The 15,561-nt window shown below is 63.4% G+C and carries 15 protein-coding genes; 5 read left to right on the top strand and 10 right to left on the bottom strand.

Annotation, left to right across the window (positions count from 1 at the left end; all coding sequences use genetic code 11):
* The first annotated feature begins 187 nt into the window (after nucleotides 1-187).
* The 4 genes from JHL16_RS24470 (at nucleotide 188) to JHL16_RS24455 (ending at nucleotide 4,770) form a co-directional block, all read left to right on the top strand.
* Nucleotides 188-2,329 carry a marine proteobacterial sortase target protein gene (locus JHL16_RS24470; protein ID WP_246771155.1) on the top strand — a complete coding sequence of 714 codons (2,142 nt, stop codon included), beginning with the start codon at nucleotides 188-190 and terminating at the stop codon, nucleotides 2,327-2,329.
* Nucleotides 2,330-2,520: 191 nt separating this feature from the next.
* On the top strand, nucleotides 2,521-3,135 hold the full coding sequence (locus JHL16_RS24465) for a class GN sortase (protein WP_420884584.1): 615 nt from the start codon (nucleotides 2,521-2,523) through the stop codon (nucleotides 3,133-3,135).
* A 60-nt stretch (nucleotides 3,136-3,195) separates the two neighbouring features.
* Nucleotides 3,196-3,975, top strand: a complete 780-nt coding sequence (locus JHL16_RS24460; RefSeq protein WP_200187519.1) for a DUF707 domain-containing protein — start codon at nucleotides 3,196-3,198, stop codon at nucleotides 3,973-3,975.
* A gap of 66 nt (nucleotides 3,976-4,041) precedes the next feature.
* A complete protein-coding gene (locus tag JHL16_RS24455) occupies nucleotides 4,042-4,770 on the top strand; it encodes a type 1 glutamine amidotransferase (RefSeq protein WP_200187518.1) in 729 nt (242 codons plus the stop codon).
* On the opposite strand, the gene JHL16_RS24450 is transcribed toward JHL16_RS24455, so the two are convergent.
* From JHL16_RS24450 to JHL16_RS24405, 10 genes are all read right to left on the bottom strand, one after another.
* Complete coding sequence (locus JHL16_RS24450; RefSeq protein WP_200187517.1) at nucleotides 4,736-5,755, bottom strand: acetamidase/formamidase family protein; 1,020 nt, start codon at nucleotides 5,753-5,755, stop codon at nucleotides 4,736-4,738. The two genes, JHL16_RS24455 and JHL16_RS24450, sit on opposite strands and share 35 nt — an antisense overlap.
* Complete coding sequence (locus JHL16_RS24445) at nucleotides 5,752-6,549, bottom strand: ABC transporter ATP-binding protein (RefSeq protein WP_200187516.1); 798 nt, start codon at nucleotides 6,547-6,549, stop codon at nucleotides 5,752-5,754. The genes JHL16_RS24450 and JHL16_RS24445 overlap by 4 nt, the downstream gene beginning before the upstream one ends.
* A complete protein-coding gene (locus tag JHL16_RS24440; protein WP_200187515.1) occupies nucleotides 6,546-7,340 on the bottom strand; it encodes an ABC transporter ATP-binding protein in 795 nt (264 codons plus the stop codon). The genes JHL16_RS24445 and JHL16_RS24440 overlap by 4 nt, the downstream gene beginning before the upstream one ends.
* Nucleotides 7,340-8,194 carry an ABC transporter permease gene (locus JHL16_RS24435; protein WP_200187514.1) on the bottom strand — a complete coding sequence of 285 codons (855 nt, stop codon included), beginning with the start codon at nucleotides 8,192-8,194 and terminating at the stop codon, nucleotides 7,340-7,342. The genes JHL16_RS24440 and JHL16_RS24435 overlap by 1 nt, the downstream gene beginning before the upstream one ends.
* Nucleotides 8,191-9,156, bottom strand: coding sequence for an ABC transporter permease (locus JHL16_RS24430; protein ID WP_200187513.1), 966 nt, complete (start codon nucleotides 9,154-9,156; stop codon nucleotides 8,191-8,193). The genes JHL16_RS24435 and JHL16_RS24430 overlap by 4 nt, the downstream gene beginning before the upstream one ends.
* A 47-nt stretch (nucleotides 9,157-9,203) precedes the next feature.
* Nucleotides 9,204-10,841, bottom strand: coding sequence for an ABC transporter substrate-binding protein (locus tag JHL16_RS24425; protein WP_200187512.1), 1,638 nt, complete (start codon nucleotides 10,839-10,841; stop codon nucleotides 9,204-9,206).
* 124 nt (nucleotides 10,842-10,965) lie between these two features.
* Nucleotides 10,966-11,631: a GntR family transcriptional regulator gene (locus JHL16_RS24420; protein WP_200187511.1), complete on the bottom strand. Its 666-nt coding sequence runs from the start codon at nucleotides 11,629-11,631 to the stop codon at nucleotides 10,966-10,968.
* Between the two features lie 15 nt (nucleotides 11,632-11,646).
* Nucleotides 11,647-12,480: a nitrilase-related carbon-nitrogen hydrolase gene (locus JHL16_RS24415; RefSeq protein WP_200187510.1), complete on the bottom strand. Its 834-nt coding sequence runs from the start codon at nucleotides 12,478-12,480 to the stop codon at nucleotides 11,647-11,649.
* 90 nt (nucleotides 12,481-12,570) lie between these two features.
* Complete coding sequence (locus JHL16_RS24410; protein WP_246771154.1) at nucleotides 12,571-13,557, bottom strand: glycerophosphodiester phosphodiesterase family protein; 987 nt, start codon at nucleotides 13,555-13,557, stop codon at nucleotides 12,571-12,573.
* A gap of 43 nt (nucleotides 13,558-13,600) precedes the next feature.
* Complete coding sequence (locus JHL16_RS24405; RefSeq protein WP_200187508.1) at nucleotides 13,601-14,047, bottom strand: pyridoxamine 5'-phosphate oxidase family protein; 447 nt, start codon at nucleotides 14,045-14,047, stop codon at nucleotides 13,601-13,603.
* Between the two features lie 60 nt (nucleotides 14,048-14,107).
* On the opposite strand from JHL16_RS24405, the gene pdxR reads away from it, so the two are divergent.
* The gene (gene pdxR / locus JHL16_RS24400) at nucleotides 14,108-15,550 is read left to right on the top strand and encodes a MocR-like pyridoxine biosynthesis transcription factor PdxR (RefSeq protein WP_200187507.1); all 1,443 of its coding nucleotides are present in this window, start codon (nucleotides 14,108-14,110) and stop codon (nucleotides 15,548-15,550) included.
* The last annotated feature ends 11 nt before the right edge of the window (nucleotides 15,551-15,561 follow it).

The raw sequence follows: 15,561 nt of genomic DNA, 5'->3' as shown, positions 1-15,561 counted from the left end.
GAGGGCCGTACAAATCCATACATTTCCACAAGGACCTGTCCAAAACAAGGCAAGCTCTGCCGCGTAGCGGCAAGACGCGACGGAAGAATGGCGGATTGCCCGCTCGCGGCGCAGCCTCGACCGGCCCCACATGATGGAGCCACGGACCACCCGGGATCGGGCGGGCCGTTATGGAGCGGAAATCATCATGTACCGATTGTTGCTGACCCTGCTGGGTGTCATCGCCATGACACTCAGTGCCGGCGCCGGCCTCGTCACGCCCTCGCAAATGGGCACCGGCGCCTTGCTGCTCACTACCAGCGAGCCTGGAAAATATGTCGAGGCGCCCCGGGTCGCCACCGATTTCGACATCACCGTGACCGGACCGATCGCCCGGACGCGCGTTACCCAGAAATTCAGGAATCCCACCAATGGCTGGATCGAAGGCACCTATGTGTTCCCACTGTCGGAGAAGGCTGCCGTCGATACGCTCAAGATGGTGATCGGCGACCGGGTGATCGTCGGCGACATCAAGGAGCGCCAGGAAGCCAAGCAGATCTATGAGGAGGCGAAAGCCAAGGGCCAGAAGGCGGCGCTCCTCGACCAGGAGCGCGCCAATGTCTTCACCAACCAGGTCGCCAATATCGGTCCCGGCGAGACCATCGTCATCCAGATTGAATATCAGGAAGCGGTGGCGCAGTCGGGCGGCATATTCTCTCTCCGCGTGCCGACTGTCGTGGCCCCTCGTTATGTGCCCGATCCGAAGGTCGTGCTGTCGGAGAACGCACAGTATTACACCGTCAGGGACAGCATTCCGGATCGCGACCGGATCACGCCGCCGGTGCTCGACCCGCGCAAGTCGGTTCCCGTCAATCCTTTGACGCTCACCGTGCATCTCAATCCTGGCTTCGCGCTGGGCGAGGTCACAAGCTCCTTCCACGATGTGACGGCCGAAGCGGCGCCCGAAGGCGGCAAGGTGATCGCGCTGGCGCGCTCCGAATTCGCCGATCGCGACTTCGAGCTTACCTGGACGCCGGCACAAGGGGCGGCCCCCGAAATCGGCCTGTTCAGCGAAAGAGTGAACGGCACCGACTATGCGCTCGCTTATGTGACGCCGCCTGCCGCGACGACGAACGAGAAGCGCATGCCGCGTGATGTCGTCTTCGTCATCGACAATTCGGGCTCGATGGGTGGTCCGTCGATGTCGCAGGCGAAGGCAAGCCTTCTCTATGCGCTGGGCCGGCTCGATCCCGCCGACCGGTTCAATGTCATCCGTTTCGACGACACGATGGATATTCTTTTTCCCGACACCGTCACGGCGAACCGCGACAACGTCGAGACGGCGAAGAATTTCGTCGGCCGTCTCGAAGCATCGGGCGGCACCGAGATGATCCCGCCCTTGCGCGCCGCCCTGCGCGATGCGCGGCCCGATGATGAGGGCACGCTCCGCCAGGTGGTGTTCATCACCGACGGCGCCATCGCCAATGAGCAGGAGATGTTCGACATATTGAGCGCCATGCGCGGCCGCTCGCGCGTCTTCATGGTGGGCATCGGGTCTGCGCCCAACTCCTATCTGATGACGCGTGCCGCCGAGCTCGGCCGTGGCAGCTATGCGATGATCGGCGAGGGCGGCCAGGTCGAGGATCGCATGCGCGAGCTCTTCGCCAAGCTCGAAAATCCCGCCGTGACAAACCTCAAGGCGCGTTTCGACCAGACTTCGGCGGAAGTGACACCCGCCATGCTGCCCGATATCTATCAGGGCGAACCTGTGCTCTTCCTGATGAAGATGCCGGAGCGCAAAGGCAGCTTGACGCTCACCGCCAAGATTGCCGGACGTGACTGGCAGGTAAGCCTGCCGCTCGCCAAGGCCGAGCCTGGCGCCGGCATCGCCAAGCTCTGGGCGCGGCGCAAGATCGACGACGCCGAGGTGGCGCAGACCATGGGCACGATCACGCCCGGCGAGGCCGACAAGCGCATCCTGGCGCTCGCCCTCGAGCACCATCTGGTGAGCCGTGTGTCGAGCCTCGTCGCGGTCGATAAAACGCCGTCGCGCCAGCCGGGCGAGAAGCTGAGCCGGGCCGATATCCCGCTCAATCTCCCGGCCGGCTGGGATTATGACAAGGTGTTCGGTAAGGAGCAGGCGCCGGACATCCTCCAGCGCGACGCCAAGCTCGATGTCACGCTGATTGCGATGAACAAGACGCCGGTAAGCCATGATGCAAATGCGGTGAAGACGGTCGACCTGCCGCAGACGGCGACTCCCTCGGAGCTGCTGATGCTGTTGGGTGCGCTGCTGTCGCTCCTGGCGATCCTCTTCGCACTCCTCAGCCGGCGCGCGAGGCTCGCATGAGAAGCGGGATCGACCAGATGCCGGTCTTCTGGATGCGGCGCTCGCGCCGCGCCCGCAAGGCTCGCGAGGAGCTGCACCATCGGATGGCGAAGGCGGCCGCCGAAGAGAACGGAATACGGACGGCGATCGGCTCGCTCTCCCTCACCGGGCGAAAGTCCGGGGAGGGGAGCGAAGCTGAAACCCGCAAGGCCATTCCGAGGCTCTTCCTGGTCCTTTCTCTTCTCTGCGCCGTTCTCGGCATCGGTCTTCTCGGCGAGGGCCTGTGGATCAAGGCCAAGGCGGGATTGGCGCAGATCCTGCTCGACCGCGCTTTCGGGGAGAGCGTTGCCACCAGCAAACCGGTCAAACCCTGGAACTGGGCCGATACCTGGCCGGTGGCGCGCATTGCGGTGCCGCGTCTTCAGGCATCGGCGATTGCGCTTGCCGGCGGCAGCGGCCAGGCGCTGGCCTTCGGCCCCGGTCACCTCGCGCAGACACCCAGGCCCGGCGAGCGCGGCACGGCAGTTTTCGCCGCGCATCGCGATACGCATTTCAGCTTCCTGGGCGATCTTAAAGTAGGCGACGAGATCAAGGTCACCCGCGATGATGGCATCACCTTCACCTATGAGATGACAGGCGCCGAAATCGTGCGTTGGGACCAGTCGAAGATCGATGCCGGTGCGCCGGGCTACAATCTGGCACTCGCCACCTGCTGGCCTCTCGACGGCCAGCTCGGCGGGCCATTGCGCTACGTCGTTCATGCGCGCCTCAAGCCCTCCGCGATGTTCGGTGACAGCAAGAGGATCGCCCGCGCCAATCTCTATTGAAACTGTCTGTTTTGTGTCTATGGTTCGTCTCTCGCCACAGGATCAATCCAGAGAGACGATATGAGTGCAAGTGAACGGCGCGTTCTTGTCATTGTGCGTGCTGGTGATGAATCCCTGCATCCCCAATGGCTGGTGCAACCGCCGTCGCAGAAGCGCAATTGGGATTTGCATATCAGCTATTTCGGGGACCTGCGGCGGCCTTATCGCCACCGGGCCTCCGACATCACCTTGTCTTTCGAGAAGGGCACCAAAGCGATCGGCACGGCGGAGTGTCTGGAGAAGCTCGGAAGCCGGATCGACCACTATGACTGGTTCTGGTTGCCCGATGACGATCTGTCCGTAGATCTGCCGACGATCAATCGCTTCTTCGAGATCGTAGCCCAATATGATCTCGATCTGGCGCAACCGGCTCTGGACGAAGGCTCATATATTTCGCATCAGATCACCGTGCGCCGCCCCCATATGCGGTTGCGTTATACGAGTTTTGTCGAGGTCATGGCCGCGTGTTTTTCGCGCAAGGCGCTCGATCTTTGTGCCCCCTATTTTGGCGCGACGGCCAGCTCCTGGGGCCAGGATCTGCTGTTTCCTAAATTGCTGGGCTATCCCGAGCGTGGGATCGCGGTGATCGATGAGAGCCCTGTTGTCCACACCCGACCAGTGGGGGGGCCCAATATGGACTTGGTCGCGAGGATGGGAATCGATCCGCGCGAGGAATTGGCCGAGTTCCGGAAACGTCATGACCTCGAGATGCGACGCGAGATCCGGAGTGGCATTGATCGTGACGGCAACTACGTCACCGATCTCGCGGCGATCGACCGCCATAAGGTCAGCGTCAAATGATTTGCGCTGGGCGGCTTTCCCGATAGACTGCACCCGTCATCGCTATTCGAGCGCCAGGGATTGGGCATGAAACTCCTCGTCTTCCAGCATCTCGCTTGTGAACATCCGGCGGTTCTGCGTAGCTTTCTGAAGGAAGACGGCATCAGCTGGGATGCCGCCGAGCTCGACGAGGGCGACGCCATCCCACCGCTCGAGGCCTATGATATGCTCTGGGTCATGGGTGGGCCGATGGATGTGTGGGATGTCGAGGAGCATCCCTGGCTCATCCCTGAGAAACGCGCCATCCGCAAATGGGTGCGGGAATTGAAACGGCCATTCCTCGGCGTGTGCCTCGGCCATCAGCTGCTTGCCGACGCGCTGGGCGGCACCTGCGGACCGCAGCGACCGCCGGAAGTCGGTATTCTCGATATCGAGCTCACTGAGGCCGGCAAGAGCGATCCGGTCTTCTCAGGCCTGCCGCACCGGATGAAGGCTCTGCAGTGGCACAGTGTGAAGGTGGCCCAGGCGCCCGAGGATGCGGTCATCCTGGCGCGCTCCGATGTTTGTGCGATCCAGGCGATGCGCATCGGTCGCCACACTTATTCGATGCAGTATCATGTCGAGCTCGAAGCTTCGACCATACCCGACTGGGGCAAGGTACCGGCCTATGAAGAGGCGCTTGCCAAGGTGCGCGGCCCTAGCGCATTGCAGGCTCTGGCCAAGGAAGCGGAGCCTTTGATGCCGGGCTTCATCGCCAATGCGCGGACACTCTATCGCGGCTTCATGAATGCCGCGATGCCGGCGCTGGCGAAATAGCGGACAGCACGCGGTCGAGATCGCTTCTGGCAATATGCGCCAGAACGCTTGACCAGCCATCCGCATCGCTGCCGACGGCCTGGTTGACGGTGATCCGACCGAAGAGATTGAAGAGCTGAAGCGCATCGCCCGGTGAGAGTCCGCAGGCCTGCTCCAGGCTGAGGGCCAGGTCGCGGACAGCGATCTGGATATTGGTCTGGAGACTCCCACGCGCCGCGCAGCCGAGTGAGCCCAGGCAATCGTCGTCGCTCAAACGGGGCGTCGCAAGCGAGATGCGGCGGTTCTTCTCCACTCGCACCCGGATCGTGACATCGGCGCTGGTTTCGAGCGCGGTGCCGGTGATCTCGCCGTCGCCCATCAAGGCATGGACATCGCCCAAAGAGAGCAGCGCACCCGGCACATTGACGGGGAGATGCACGGTCGCGCCGGGACGGATGAGCGGGCAATCGAGATTGCCGCCATGCGATGCACCGTAGAGGAGCGAGCTGATCGATTGAGCTGGCGCTGTTCCTATGGTGCCGATCATCGGCCGTGCGGGACAAGCGATGAGTCCGCCATCGAGTGGCAGCATAATTGTGCCGCCATCGAGCCGGGCGATGACCGTCGCCGGCGCAACGCTGCCGGCAAAATCCTCGCCGCCGAACTGACGCGCCCAGTCATCCGCCACATGGGTCACCGCAAAGCCTTGCCGGGCGCCCAGCGCGATGTCGATGATGTCGACCGCGAGCACATCGCCGGGTTCGGCCTCGGTGACGAAGATCGGTCGGTTCACCGGATTGTAGCGCCCGCCGATGTGGTCGAGCACATCTTGGTCGTCCCGCAGGGGCGGACTCTCGGCAGTGAGGCGCCCCGAGAAACAATCGAGCGTCTCGACCAGGATCGTGTCGCCGGAGCGGATATGGAGAGCGGGCACGGCATCGGGGTCGAAGACGAACTGATGCGCGGCGGCCGGGACGCGGACGGGATGCGGACGGCTGATCGTCATGCGACGGGCCGTCCGCTTGCCGCCCGGATCAATGTTTTTGTGTAGTCGTGGCGCGGCGCCTGGAAGACTGTCCGCGTCGCCCCGTGCTCGACGATGCGGCCGTTGTTCATCACATAGACGCGGTCGGCGAGATGGTAGGCGGATGGCAGATCATGCGTCACCATCAGCGTGCTCATCTGGCGCTCGGCGCGTAATCTGGCGAAGAGATCGAGAATGCCGGCCCGGATCGACGGATCGAGCATCGAGACCGGCTCATCGGCGATGAGCAGATCAGGCGAGAGAGCGAGGGAAGCGGCGATGGCGACGCGCTGGCGCTGGCCGCCTGAGAGTCTGTGTGGATGGCGGGCGAGGAAGTCGCCGGGCGGGCTGAGGCCAACGAAGCCCAGAGCCGCATCGATCATCTGACGTCGTTCCGCGGCGTTGGCGCCGATGTGGTGGATGCTCAGGCCTTCGCGCATGATCTCATCGACCGTCATGCGCGGATTGAGCGCCTCGGTCGGGTCCTGAAAGATGAGCTGCACGCGCCGGCGCAGATCCTTGAGCGCGCCCCCCGCCATCTTGTTCAGGGCCTGACCGGACAGCAGGATCTCGCCCGCATCGATGGGCTGCAGCCCGAGGGCGGCGCGCATTGTCGTCGTCTTGCCGGAGCCCGAGGCGCCGATCAGCGCCACGATCTCGCCGCGCCCGACAATAAGGTTCGCATCATCGACGGCGACGACCCGTGGGCCTTCGCCGAAGAGGCCGCGCGCCGCGAATTCCACCCGCACGGATTTGAGTTCGAGAAGGGCGCTCATGCCGGTTCCTCCACCAGACCGAAATCCGGCAAGGCGGCGAGCAGCGTGCGTAAGTGCTCGTGCGTGGGTTTCGTCATCAGCTGGTTGACCGGTCCATATTCGACGATCTCTCCTGCCAGCATCACCGCGAGATCGCCCTGCATGCGCCCGACCAGCGCCAGATCATGGCTGACCAATACGAGCGCCAGATCGAGCGACTGGCGTAGCGCCAGGATCAGCTCGATGATCTCGGCCTGGACGATCGGATCGAGCGCCGTGGTCGGCTCATCGGCGAGCAGGATCTTCGGTCGGCAGGCGAGGGCGAAGGCGATGACGACGCGCTGACGCATGCCGCCCGACAGCTGATGCGGATAGAGTTGTTCGCACGCGGTGGGCAGGCGCACCATGTCGAGAAGCTCGCGCATGCGGGCCTTGGCACGCTTCGGGTCGAAGCCGTGAAAGACGAGGAGCCGCGTCAGTTGCTGGCCGATCATATGGACCGGACTGAGCGGGTTCGATGAGGCCTGGAACACCATGGCCACCTCGCGCCAGCGCAATCCGGCGAGCGCTGCTTCCGGACCTTCGAGCACGTCGACGCCATTGACGACGACGCGCCCCGATACGCTGGCATTGGGCGGCAGGAGGCCGAGCAGCGCCATCAGTAAGGTGGACTTGCCGCTGCCCGATTCCCCGATGATCGCCAATTGCCCGCCATTGCCGAGCGAAAGATTGGCATTCTTGACGGCGTGGATGATGCGGCCGTCGCCCGCCTGCATCCACACATTGAGCCTCTCGACCTCGATCACCGGCATCACGGTTTCTCCGTTGCTGGGGCGCGCAAGGCGAAGGAGCGGATGCGCAGGTCGGTGGTGTGGAGACGCGGATTGAATCTTTGTTCGAGGCTCTGCGCCAGCCAATAGCAAGCGGTGATGACGAGGCATATGCAGAGGCCGGGCGGCACGACCATCCACCAAGCATCGTTCAGCATCGCATCGCGCTGGAAGGCGAAGCGGATCATCGTGCCCCAGGAGAGCACGCCGGTGCCGGCGAGGCCGAAGAATTCGAGCGCCGCCTGGGTGAGGATGGCGAGTGCCACCGCGAGCGAGCCGGTGGTGCCGATGAGCGGCAATACCTGCGGCAGGATATGGCGCGTCAATATATGAAGATGGCTGGCGCCCAACGCCCGGGCACGTTGCACATAGAGCCGCTCGCGTCCGGATTTGACTTGCGCGCGCACCACGCGTGCCGTGGTCGACCACAGGAGAATGCCGATCACCACGATCATGTGGCCGAGACCCGGTCCCCAGATGGCGGTGATCACCATGGCGAAGGGCAAAGCCGGCACGACGATGAAATAATCCATGATGCGCAGCAGCACGAGATCGAGCCAGCCGCGCGAATAGCCGGCGAGGATGCCGACCGTGCCGCCGATCAGAATGGCGACGGCCGCGGCCGACAACCCCATGACCAGCGACGGCAAGGCGCCGATCACCAGCTGGATCAGCACATCGCGCCCGGCATCATCGCTGCCGAGCCAGTTCTGCGCCGAAGGTGCCGCGAAGATGTGTTGGACATCGATCGGCCCTGGATCGATCCCGAACAACGGTCCCGAGAGGGCGGCCAGAAAAAACAGACCTAGGATCGTGATCGCCGCTTTGAACTTCATTCGACGATCCTCGGGTCGAACTTCATATTGACGAGATCGGCCAGGAGATTGACCAGAATCACCACGATGGTGACGACAAGAAGCGCGCCCTGCAGCATCGGATAATCGCGCTGCACGATGGCATCATACATCGCGCGCCCGATGCCCGGCCACGAAAACGCCGTCTCGACCACGACCGAGCCGCCGATGACGGTACCGGCGGAGAGCGCGATGAGCGTCACGATCGGCACCAGCGCATTGGGCAGCGCTTGGTAAGCGAGGATGCGGCTGACCGGATAGCCTTGCGCCTTGGCGGCGCTGACATAGTCTTCTCCCAGCGTGGCGAGAACGGCCGAGCGCGTGACGAGCGTGTATTGACCGAAGGTGGCAAGCGCCAGCGTCAACGACGGCAGGATCATGTGTTTCACGCGATCGGCGAGGATCGACCAGAAGTCGTTGGCGAAGGCGAAGGGATCGGATGCGCCCGAGACCGGCAGATAGCTGGCGAAGGCCAGCACCAGCATGATGGCGATCCATTGCGTCGGCGCCGAATAGACGACGGTGGCGATATTGGAGATGGCGTTGTCGATCGCGGTGTCATGTTTCCAGGCGGCGATGATGCCGCTGGTGACGCCGACCAGGATGGCGATGAGGATGCCGAGCAATGTCATCGGCACAGTATTGCCGAGCGCCCGCAGAACCTCGTCGGTCACCGGGCGCAGCGAGGAATAGGAGACGCCGAGATTGCCCTGCGCGAGTTGCACCAGGTAGTCGAGATATTGGCCCCATAGCGGCTTATCGAGGCCGAACTGGCGCATCAGCGCTTCCTTGAGCTCGACGGATCCGCCGGGTACCCGGGCCATGCTGGAGATCGCATCGCCCGGTAGCACCCGGAACAGGAAGAAGTTGAGCGTCAGCGTGGCGAAGATGCCGAAGATCGCGATGCCGATCTTGCCGAGAAGATAGCGCGAACGGCTGGTCATCGGATGAACGCAAAAGCCCGGCTAGAGGAGTGCAAGCGGCAGATCCTTCAATTGCCCGGCTTCATGCTCATGAAGGGCCGGTTGGAGGTGTAATCGAGGAAGCCGATCGGATTCTCGATGAAGCCCGACCAGCCCCGCGCGTAGGCCTCGACATTGTTCTGCTGGACCGTGACGATATAGGGGCGGTCGCGCTCCAAGATCTCCTGCATCTGCCACACGGTCTGCTTGCGCTTCTCGAGATCGACTTCCTTGGCCTGCGCGTCATAGAGCGCGTCATAGTCCTTGTTGCAATAGGCCGTCTCGGAGAGGCCGCCGATCTGGCTGCACAGCACCACCGAGAGGATGAAGTCCGGATCCATTTGCGGGATCCAGCCCCATTGCGCGATGGTGGAGTCGGCGAATGTATTGTCGGGGCCGGTGATCGCCGCGGCGATGGTGGCGTTGTCGCTCTGCTCGGTGATGAGCTCGACGCCGATCTGCTTGAAGTCGGCAGTGACGATCTCGAGCGCGCGCAGGCCTTCGGCGCCCTCGACATTGGCGGGAATCAGCACCTTGTAGCTCATCTTGCGGCCATTGGTGGTGCGCCAGCCATCGGCGCCCTTGGCGTAGCCCGCTTCATCGAGCAGCTTGTTGGCGAGATCGAGGTCGAATGTCTCCGGCACGATCTTCGGATTGGACCAGTCGCCGGTGACCTTCGGCACCATCGAGTCGCCCGGCGTGGCGAAGCCCAGGTAAGCGACCTCGGCGATCTTCTTGCGGTCGATCGCATGGGCGAAGGCCTGGCGCAGCTTGATGTCACGGATTTCGGGGAACGCCTTCTGGTTCTCCGAGCTGTTGAACAGCCAGCTGTGGAAGCGCAGGCCCGGATAGCTGGCGACGGTGATGCCAGCTTTCTTGACCGCCTCGACGGAGGTGACGGGCAGTGGCGTCACGAGATCGAGCTGCTTGTTGACGAGCGCCTGCACCATCGAGGTCGAGTCGGTGAAGAACTGGATGCCGACGCCCTTGAGCGCCGGGGCGGCGCCGAAATAATCGCCATTGGCTTCAAGCAGAATGACCTGGTCGGCGGCGAAGCGGGCGAGCTTGAAGGGGCCGCCAACCACCGGCTCGTCATTGGGGAAAGTGGCGATCTTGGTGCCGTCGCCTTCGGCCAGCGGCGCCCAGACATGCTCCGGCACGATCAGGATCTGCGCCAGGCGACCGACTGCATTGGACGTGGGCTGCTTGAAGGTGATGACCAGCGTCTGGTCGTCGGCGGCTTCCGCTTTCTCGACATTGGCGATGGCGCGGGCGCGCCGCGCCGTCGGCCCGTTCACATGCTTGAGCAGCATGTTGAAGGTGAAGGCGGCATCCTTGGCGGTGAGCGGCTTGCCGTCACTCCATTGGCCGGTCTTGAGCTTGAAGGTCCAGACCGCGCCCTTGTCGTCGCTACTCCAGGACGTGGCGAGATCGGGCAGGACCTCGCTGCCGGAAGCCTGGCCGAGCGAGGGATACATGAGTCTCAGCGCGGCGAGGCAGGAGGATTGCGTCGTCGTATAGGGATTGAGCGATGAGCAGCTGAAGCTGGTGCCGACGCGGAGAACGCCATTCTGCGCATCCGCGGCGGCCGGCACCGCACCCAAGGCCAGCAGGGCGGTGATTGCCGAAATATTCCGCAGCCTATTGATATGATTGAAATAACCCATCGACGTTTCCCCCGGGCTGGATGCTATTGGTGATTGTTCAGTATGAAATATATTATACACTTCATATGATGAGGCAAGCCCGTTTCGTTGCGTGAGTCGCATTTCCAGCGAAATGTTCGGGGGATCAGCCTTTGGCGGCGCGCAGCCGTTGCTCGAGCCGGTTCCAGGCATTGAGCCAGTTCTGCTTCACCGCTTGCGCGGCGGCCTGCGGGTCGCCCGAGGCGAAGGCGTCGATGATCAGACTGTGATCGCCCCAGGTCAGGCTGCGGATCTCGGCGTCGTCGAAAGCGAGGCGCTCGAAGCGGCCGATCTCCATTTCGATGCCTTCCAGCATGCCGCTCAGCACATCGCCGGCGAGCGCGCGGAAAACCGCATGCAGCTCGAGATCGAGGGTGACGAGGCGCCCGGCATCCTTCTCGTCATTCATCGCGGCATGGCAGGCGCGCATCTGGTCGAGATGGGCGGCGGTGAGCTTCGGCGTCGCCCATTCGGCGGCGAGCCCGTCGAGCGTGCCGCCGATGCGGTAGAGATCGGGTGCCCGCGCCACATTGGGAATGCTCACCCGCGTCTTGCGGCCCTTGCCGAAATCGATGAGCCCTTCCTGCGCCAGCCGGATGATCGCCTCGCGCACCGGCGTGCGGCTGATGCCGAGCAGAGTGGCGACGTCGACATCGCGGATGATCTCGCCGGGCTTGAGCGGGCCGTTGAATATCCAGTTGCGGATCGCGCTGTAAGCTAGGTCCTGCGCATTGGCGAAGCTGCTGGCGGTTTCCGGACCCGGCAATGGCATTCTTCAGGCACTCCCTCAGGCGTTAACGGTTGCTGCGATCTTTCGCACAGTCAGCGGTCGGCGCAATGCCAATGTCGGAATGCGCCGGCGCGCCTCGCGCACCGCTGTGAGATCGGCCTCGAAAAGCAGCATGGCAGGACTGTTGCCGGCCTGGCACAGGACTTCGCCCCAGGGCGAGATGGCGACGCTGTGGCCGTGGGTGACGAGCGGCGGCTCATGGGCGCCGCATTGCGCCGCGGCGATCACATAGCAGCCGGTCTCGATGGCGCGCGCCTTGAGGAGCGGCAGCCAGTGGACGGGCCCGGTGACGGTCGAGAAGGAGGAGGGTACCAGGATGATGTCGGCGCCCGCTTCGGCGAGCGCCACGAAGAGATGCGAGAAGCGCAGGTCGAAGCAGATAGAAAGTCCCAGCCTGCCAAGCGGCGTTTCGATCACGGCGCTTTCACTGCCGCAGTCGAACAATTCCGATTCGGGCCGCGAGCCGTCATCGAGATCGGCGTCGAAGAGGTGAATCTTGTCATAGGTGGCGAGCGTCGCACCGTCCGGCCCCAGGAGATAGCCGCGATTGAGCATCTTGCCCGACGCGAGCCGGATCAGGATCGAGCCCAGATGAACATGAAGCCCGTGCACCTTGGCGGCGTCCGAGGCCGCGGCGAGCACCGGGCAATGGCCTTCGGCCGGCATGCTCTCGCGCAGATCCGGCTGGTGACCACGCAGGATGTTTACCGCCTCGGGAAAGCAGGCAAGTTTCGCTCCCGCGGCGGCGGCGCGGCCGATATCCGCGGCAACAGAGCGGGCATTGGCGGCGAGGTCGGGGCCAGTGGTGGTCTGATGAACCGAAATGAGCATGGAGAGGCCTTAGAAATATATAATATATTCTTGAGGCCATTACTGATCGGATTCAGGAGGACTGTCAACCGGCTGAGCCTGATGATCGGTTCAGAGCCGACCGTCAGTCCGTAACTTGTCGGCAATCAGGCCGATCTCATTCGTCCAGATGCCGCCCGAATAATCCTGGGGAAGCCGGTCCAGCTCTTCGAGCGAGTCGACGCCGGCAGTGCCGTCGCCCTTGCGCATCGGGCCGAGCGCGAAGACCTGGGTGCCGGCATCTTCCATGCGGTCGAGGAAGCGGTTGGGCCAGCCCCACAGCCAGGGCGCGACATTGATCGGCACGAGCAGAGCGGTGTCACGGCAGGCGCCTGGCATGATGCCGGTCCAGCCATAGGCGATATAGGGATAGAGACAGGCTTTCAGCGACTCCTGTGAAAACACCGCGATCTCCGGCAGCCGCTTCTTCACTTCCATCACCGGCCGGTCGCCGCCATAGACGATGAACGCCTTGCGACGCTTAGGGTCGAGCTTCGCCAGCGCCGCGGCAAGCAATTCGCCCTCTTTCGGATCATTGCTCTTCACATTGATCATCAGCTGTTTGTCGGGGAAGGCCGCGAGAACCTCATCGAGCGTCGGCATGAGTCCCAAGCCCTTGCCGCGGAACGGATAGGTCTTGCCGCCATCGGCGGTGTAGCCGTAGCCGATATCGAGCGCCTTGAGCTCAGCCATGCTGTGCTCGCGGGTGACGCCTTTGCCATCGGTTCGGCAGTCGAGCGTCCAGTCGTGGAAGACCGCGAATTGTCCGTCGGTGGTGGGGTGGACGTCGAACTCAACGATGTCGGCGCCCGCCGCATAGGCCGCCTTCATCGAGGCGATGGTGTTCTCGAGATACTCGCTCTTAGGGGCCAAGATGCGCGTTGCCGTGCAGGTGTCGTTGGTGATGCCGTCCGGCGAATAGCGCTGTGCCACACCGCGATGGGCGAGCAGCGTCGGCTTGCCGTCATCGGCGGGCGACCACAGATTGGTGTTGTTGGCGAAGATGAAAAGTGCAAGTCCGAGGATGGCAATGGCCGTCCAGCGAAGGAATTTGCGCAAGCCCTGACCCCATAGTCTGGAGCGCTTCCTTCCGCGGGAAGCGCTAAAGCGATGTGAACTTCGCTTTGTACTGTTCGCGCAATTGGGCTTCTGTGTGGCCGAGATCATAAGCTGGCGACAGAATGAGGCTGGCGGTGTCGACATCGACCCGCACCACCGCCTTCATGATCTCGGTGTACCCCTTCCAGCCGGAAAGGGCCGCGAAGAGGTCGGCGAATTGGGGCACGCTCGACCGGAACATGAAGGCGCGGCCGCGAACCCGCACCGCCTTGCGCGACAGCACGTCGAGGAAGTTGATCTCGATGACCGGGCGCTCGGCAATATTGCCCATGGTGCCGGGCGAGCGGATATGGCCGAAGACCAGCTGTTTGTCGTTGAGCGCGACGAAGGTGCCTTTGGGCGAGAGATTGGGCGTGCCGTCGCGATTGACGCTGGCGACGAAGCCCAAAGGATAGGTCGCGATGATCGATTTCATTTCTTCGGTCAGCATGATCCGCCCTTCACGACATGGCTCTGTTCAGGAGGCGATGCATGTGGCAAAAGTGGTCTGATGAAAAGAGCCACATCAAGAAGAGAGCGGCAGTCCACTTTCGGCGAAGCCGCGCTGGCGAGCATCAGCCTCGACCGCGCGGACCGCGAGCCCCTGCATCGCCAGCTGGCCTCCGAGCTTAAGCGCCTGATCCTGGCGCAGGCCATAGCGCCAGGTGCTCGGCTGCCCTCGAGCCGCATCTATGCCGAAGAGCTCGGCGTGTCGCGTGCCACCGTGGTGGCGGCGGTCGATGAGCTCATCGCCGAAGGTTATGCCGAGGGCCGGCATGGCTCCGGCGTCTTCGTGGCGCCCGATCTGCCGGATCACGTGCTGCGCGCCGCTCAGCAGGTGACGCCGGTGGCGGAGGCGACTTTGCCGCGTCCCGACGAGGTGCGTCCCTTCCAGCCCGCGGCGCCGGAGCTTGCGCTGTTTCCCCATGAGATCTGGGCCAAGCTGATGCTCAAGACCTGGCGCAACCCGGTCCGCGAGCTTCTGGCCTCGCCCGATCCCCTGGGCTGGGCGCCCTTGCGTCTGGCGATCGCCGATCATCTGCGTGCCTTTCGCGGCATGCGCTGCGCGCCCGAGCAGGTGGTGATCACCAGCGGCGCCGGTGAAGCGCTCGAGCTACTGGGCCAGAGCATCCTGAAGCGCGGCGACAAGATCATCATCGAGGAGCCGGGTTATATCCTGATCCGCCGCACCTTCACCGAGCTTGGCTTCAAGACGGCGCCTATTCCGGTGGACGGAGATGGTCTCGACATCACCAAGGGGCCGAAAGATGCCCGCGCCGCGGTGGTGACGCCGGCACGGCATTATCCGCTCGGCATGACCATGCCGCTCAGCCGCCGCCTGGCGCTGCTCGACTGGGCAAGGCAGCACAAGACCTGGATCATCGAGGACGATTACGACAGCGAATATCGCTATCACGGCAAGCCGCTGCCGGCCTTGATGGGTGTCGATGAGGCGGGCGTCGTGATTTCGCTCGGCTCCTTTTCGAAGACCATGCTGCCGGGTCTGCGCATCGGCTATCTCGTGGTGCCGCACAATCTCATCGCCGATATATCGGCCGTGATGCGCGAACGCGGTGCCCGCGTTTCACTTTTCCTGCAGCCGGTGCTCGCCGATTTCATGCGCCTCGGCCACTATGCCGTCCATATCAGGCGCATGCGCCGTCTCTACACCAAACGGCAGCTGGTCTTGCGCGAGGCGATCGACCGCCATGCGAAAGGGGTGCTCGCCACCAGCCCCGAGCCCGCCGGCATGCATCTCATCTGCACGCTCGAAAACGGCATGGATGATCGCGAGGCGGCGAAACGCGCCGCCCGCATCGGCTTGCTCGCGCCGGCGCTCTCCGACTTTTTCGCCGGCAAGCCCTTCCGTCAGGGATTGCTACTTGGTTATGCGGGTTTCGACGAGGCGGTGATCGACGCTTCGATCAAGAAGCTCGCCGACGCTTTGCGCTGAAAGGAATATCC

This window comes from Taklimakanibacter albus, assembly GCF_016595235.1.
GTDB lineage: Bacteria > Pseudomonadota > Alphaproteobacteria > Rhizobiales > Aestuariivirgaceae > Taklimakanibacter > Taklimakanibacter albus.
The sequence above is the reverse complement of the archived record's forward strand: the minus strand, read 5'-3'. Positions and strand labels throughout refer to the sequence as shown.

Excerpts from the sequence above, each read along its gene's own strand:
- JHL16_RS24450 (WP_200187517.1), bottom strand. The coding sequence starts at position 5,755 with ATGACGATCAGCCGTCCGCATCCCGTCCGCGTCCCGGCCGCCGCGCAT.
- JHL16_RS24455 (WP_200187518.1), top strand. The coding sequence starts at position 4,042 with ATGAAACTCCTCGTCTTCCAGCATCTCGCTTGTGAACATCCGGCGGTT.
- JHL16_RS24440 (WP_200187515.1), bottom strand. The coding sequence starts at position 7,340 with ATGCCGGTGATCGAGGTCGAGAGGCTCAATGTGTGGATGCAGGCGGGC.
- JHL16_RS24420 (WP_200187511.1), bottom strand. The coding sequence starts at position 11,631 with ATGCCATTGCCGGGTCCGGAAACCGCCAGCAGCTTCGCCAATGCGCAG.
- pdxR (WP_200187507.1), top strand. The coding sequence starts at position 14,108 with ATGAAAAGAGCCACATCAAGAAGAGAGCGGCAGTCCACTTTCGGCGAA.
- JHL16_RS24425 (WP_200187512.1), bottom strand. The coding sequence starts at position 10,841 with ATGGGTTATTTCAATCATATCAATAGGCTGCGGAATATTTCGGCAATC.
- JHL16_RS24460 (WP_200187519.1), top strand. The coding sequence starts at position 3,196 with ATGAGTGCAAGTGAACGGCGCGTTCTTGTCATTGTGCGTGCTGGTGAT.
- JHL16_RS24445 (WP_200187516.1), bottom strand. The coding sequence starts at position 6,549 with ATGAGCGCCCTTCTCGAACTCAAATCCGTGCGGGTGGAATTCGCGGCG.
- JHL16_RS24470 (WP_246771155.1), top strand. The coding sequence starts at position 188 with ATGTACCGATTGTTGCTGACCCTGCTGGGTGTCATCGCCATGACACTC.
- JHL16_RS24405 (WP_200187508.1), bottom strand. The coding sequence starts at position 14,047 with ATGCTGACCGAAGAAATGAAATCGATCATCGCGACCTATCCTTTGGGC.
- JHL16_RS24415 (WP_200187510.1), bottom strand. The coding sequence starts at position 12,480 with ATGCTCATTTCGGTTCATCAGACCACCACTGGCCCCGACCTCGCCGCC.
- JHL16_RS24430 (WP_200187513.1), bottom strand. The coding sequence starts at position 9,156 with ATGACCAGCCGTTCGCGCTATCTTCTCGGCAAGATCGGCATCGCGATC.
- JHL16_RS24435 (WP_200187514.1), bottom strand. The coding sequence starts at position 8,194 with ATGAAGTTCAAAGCGGCGATCACGATCCTAGGTCTGTTTTTTCTGGCC.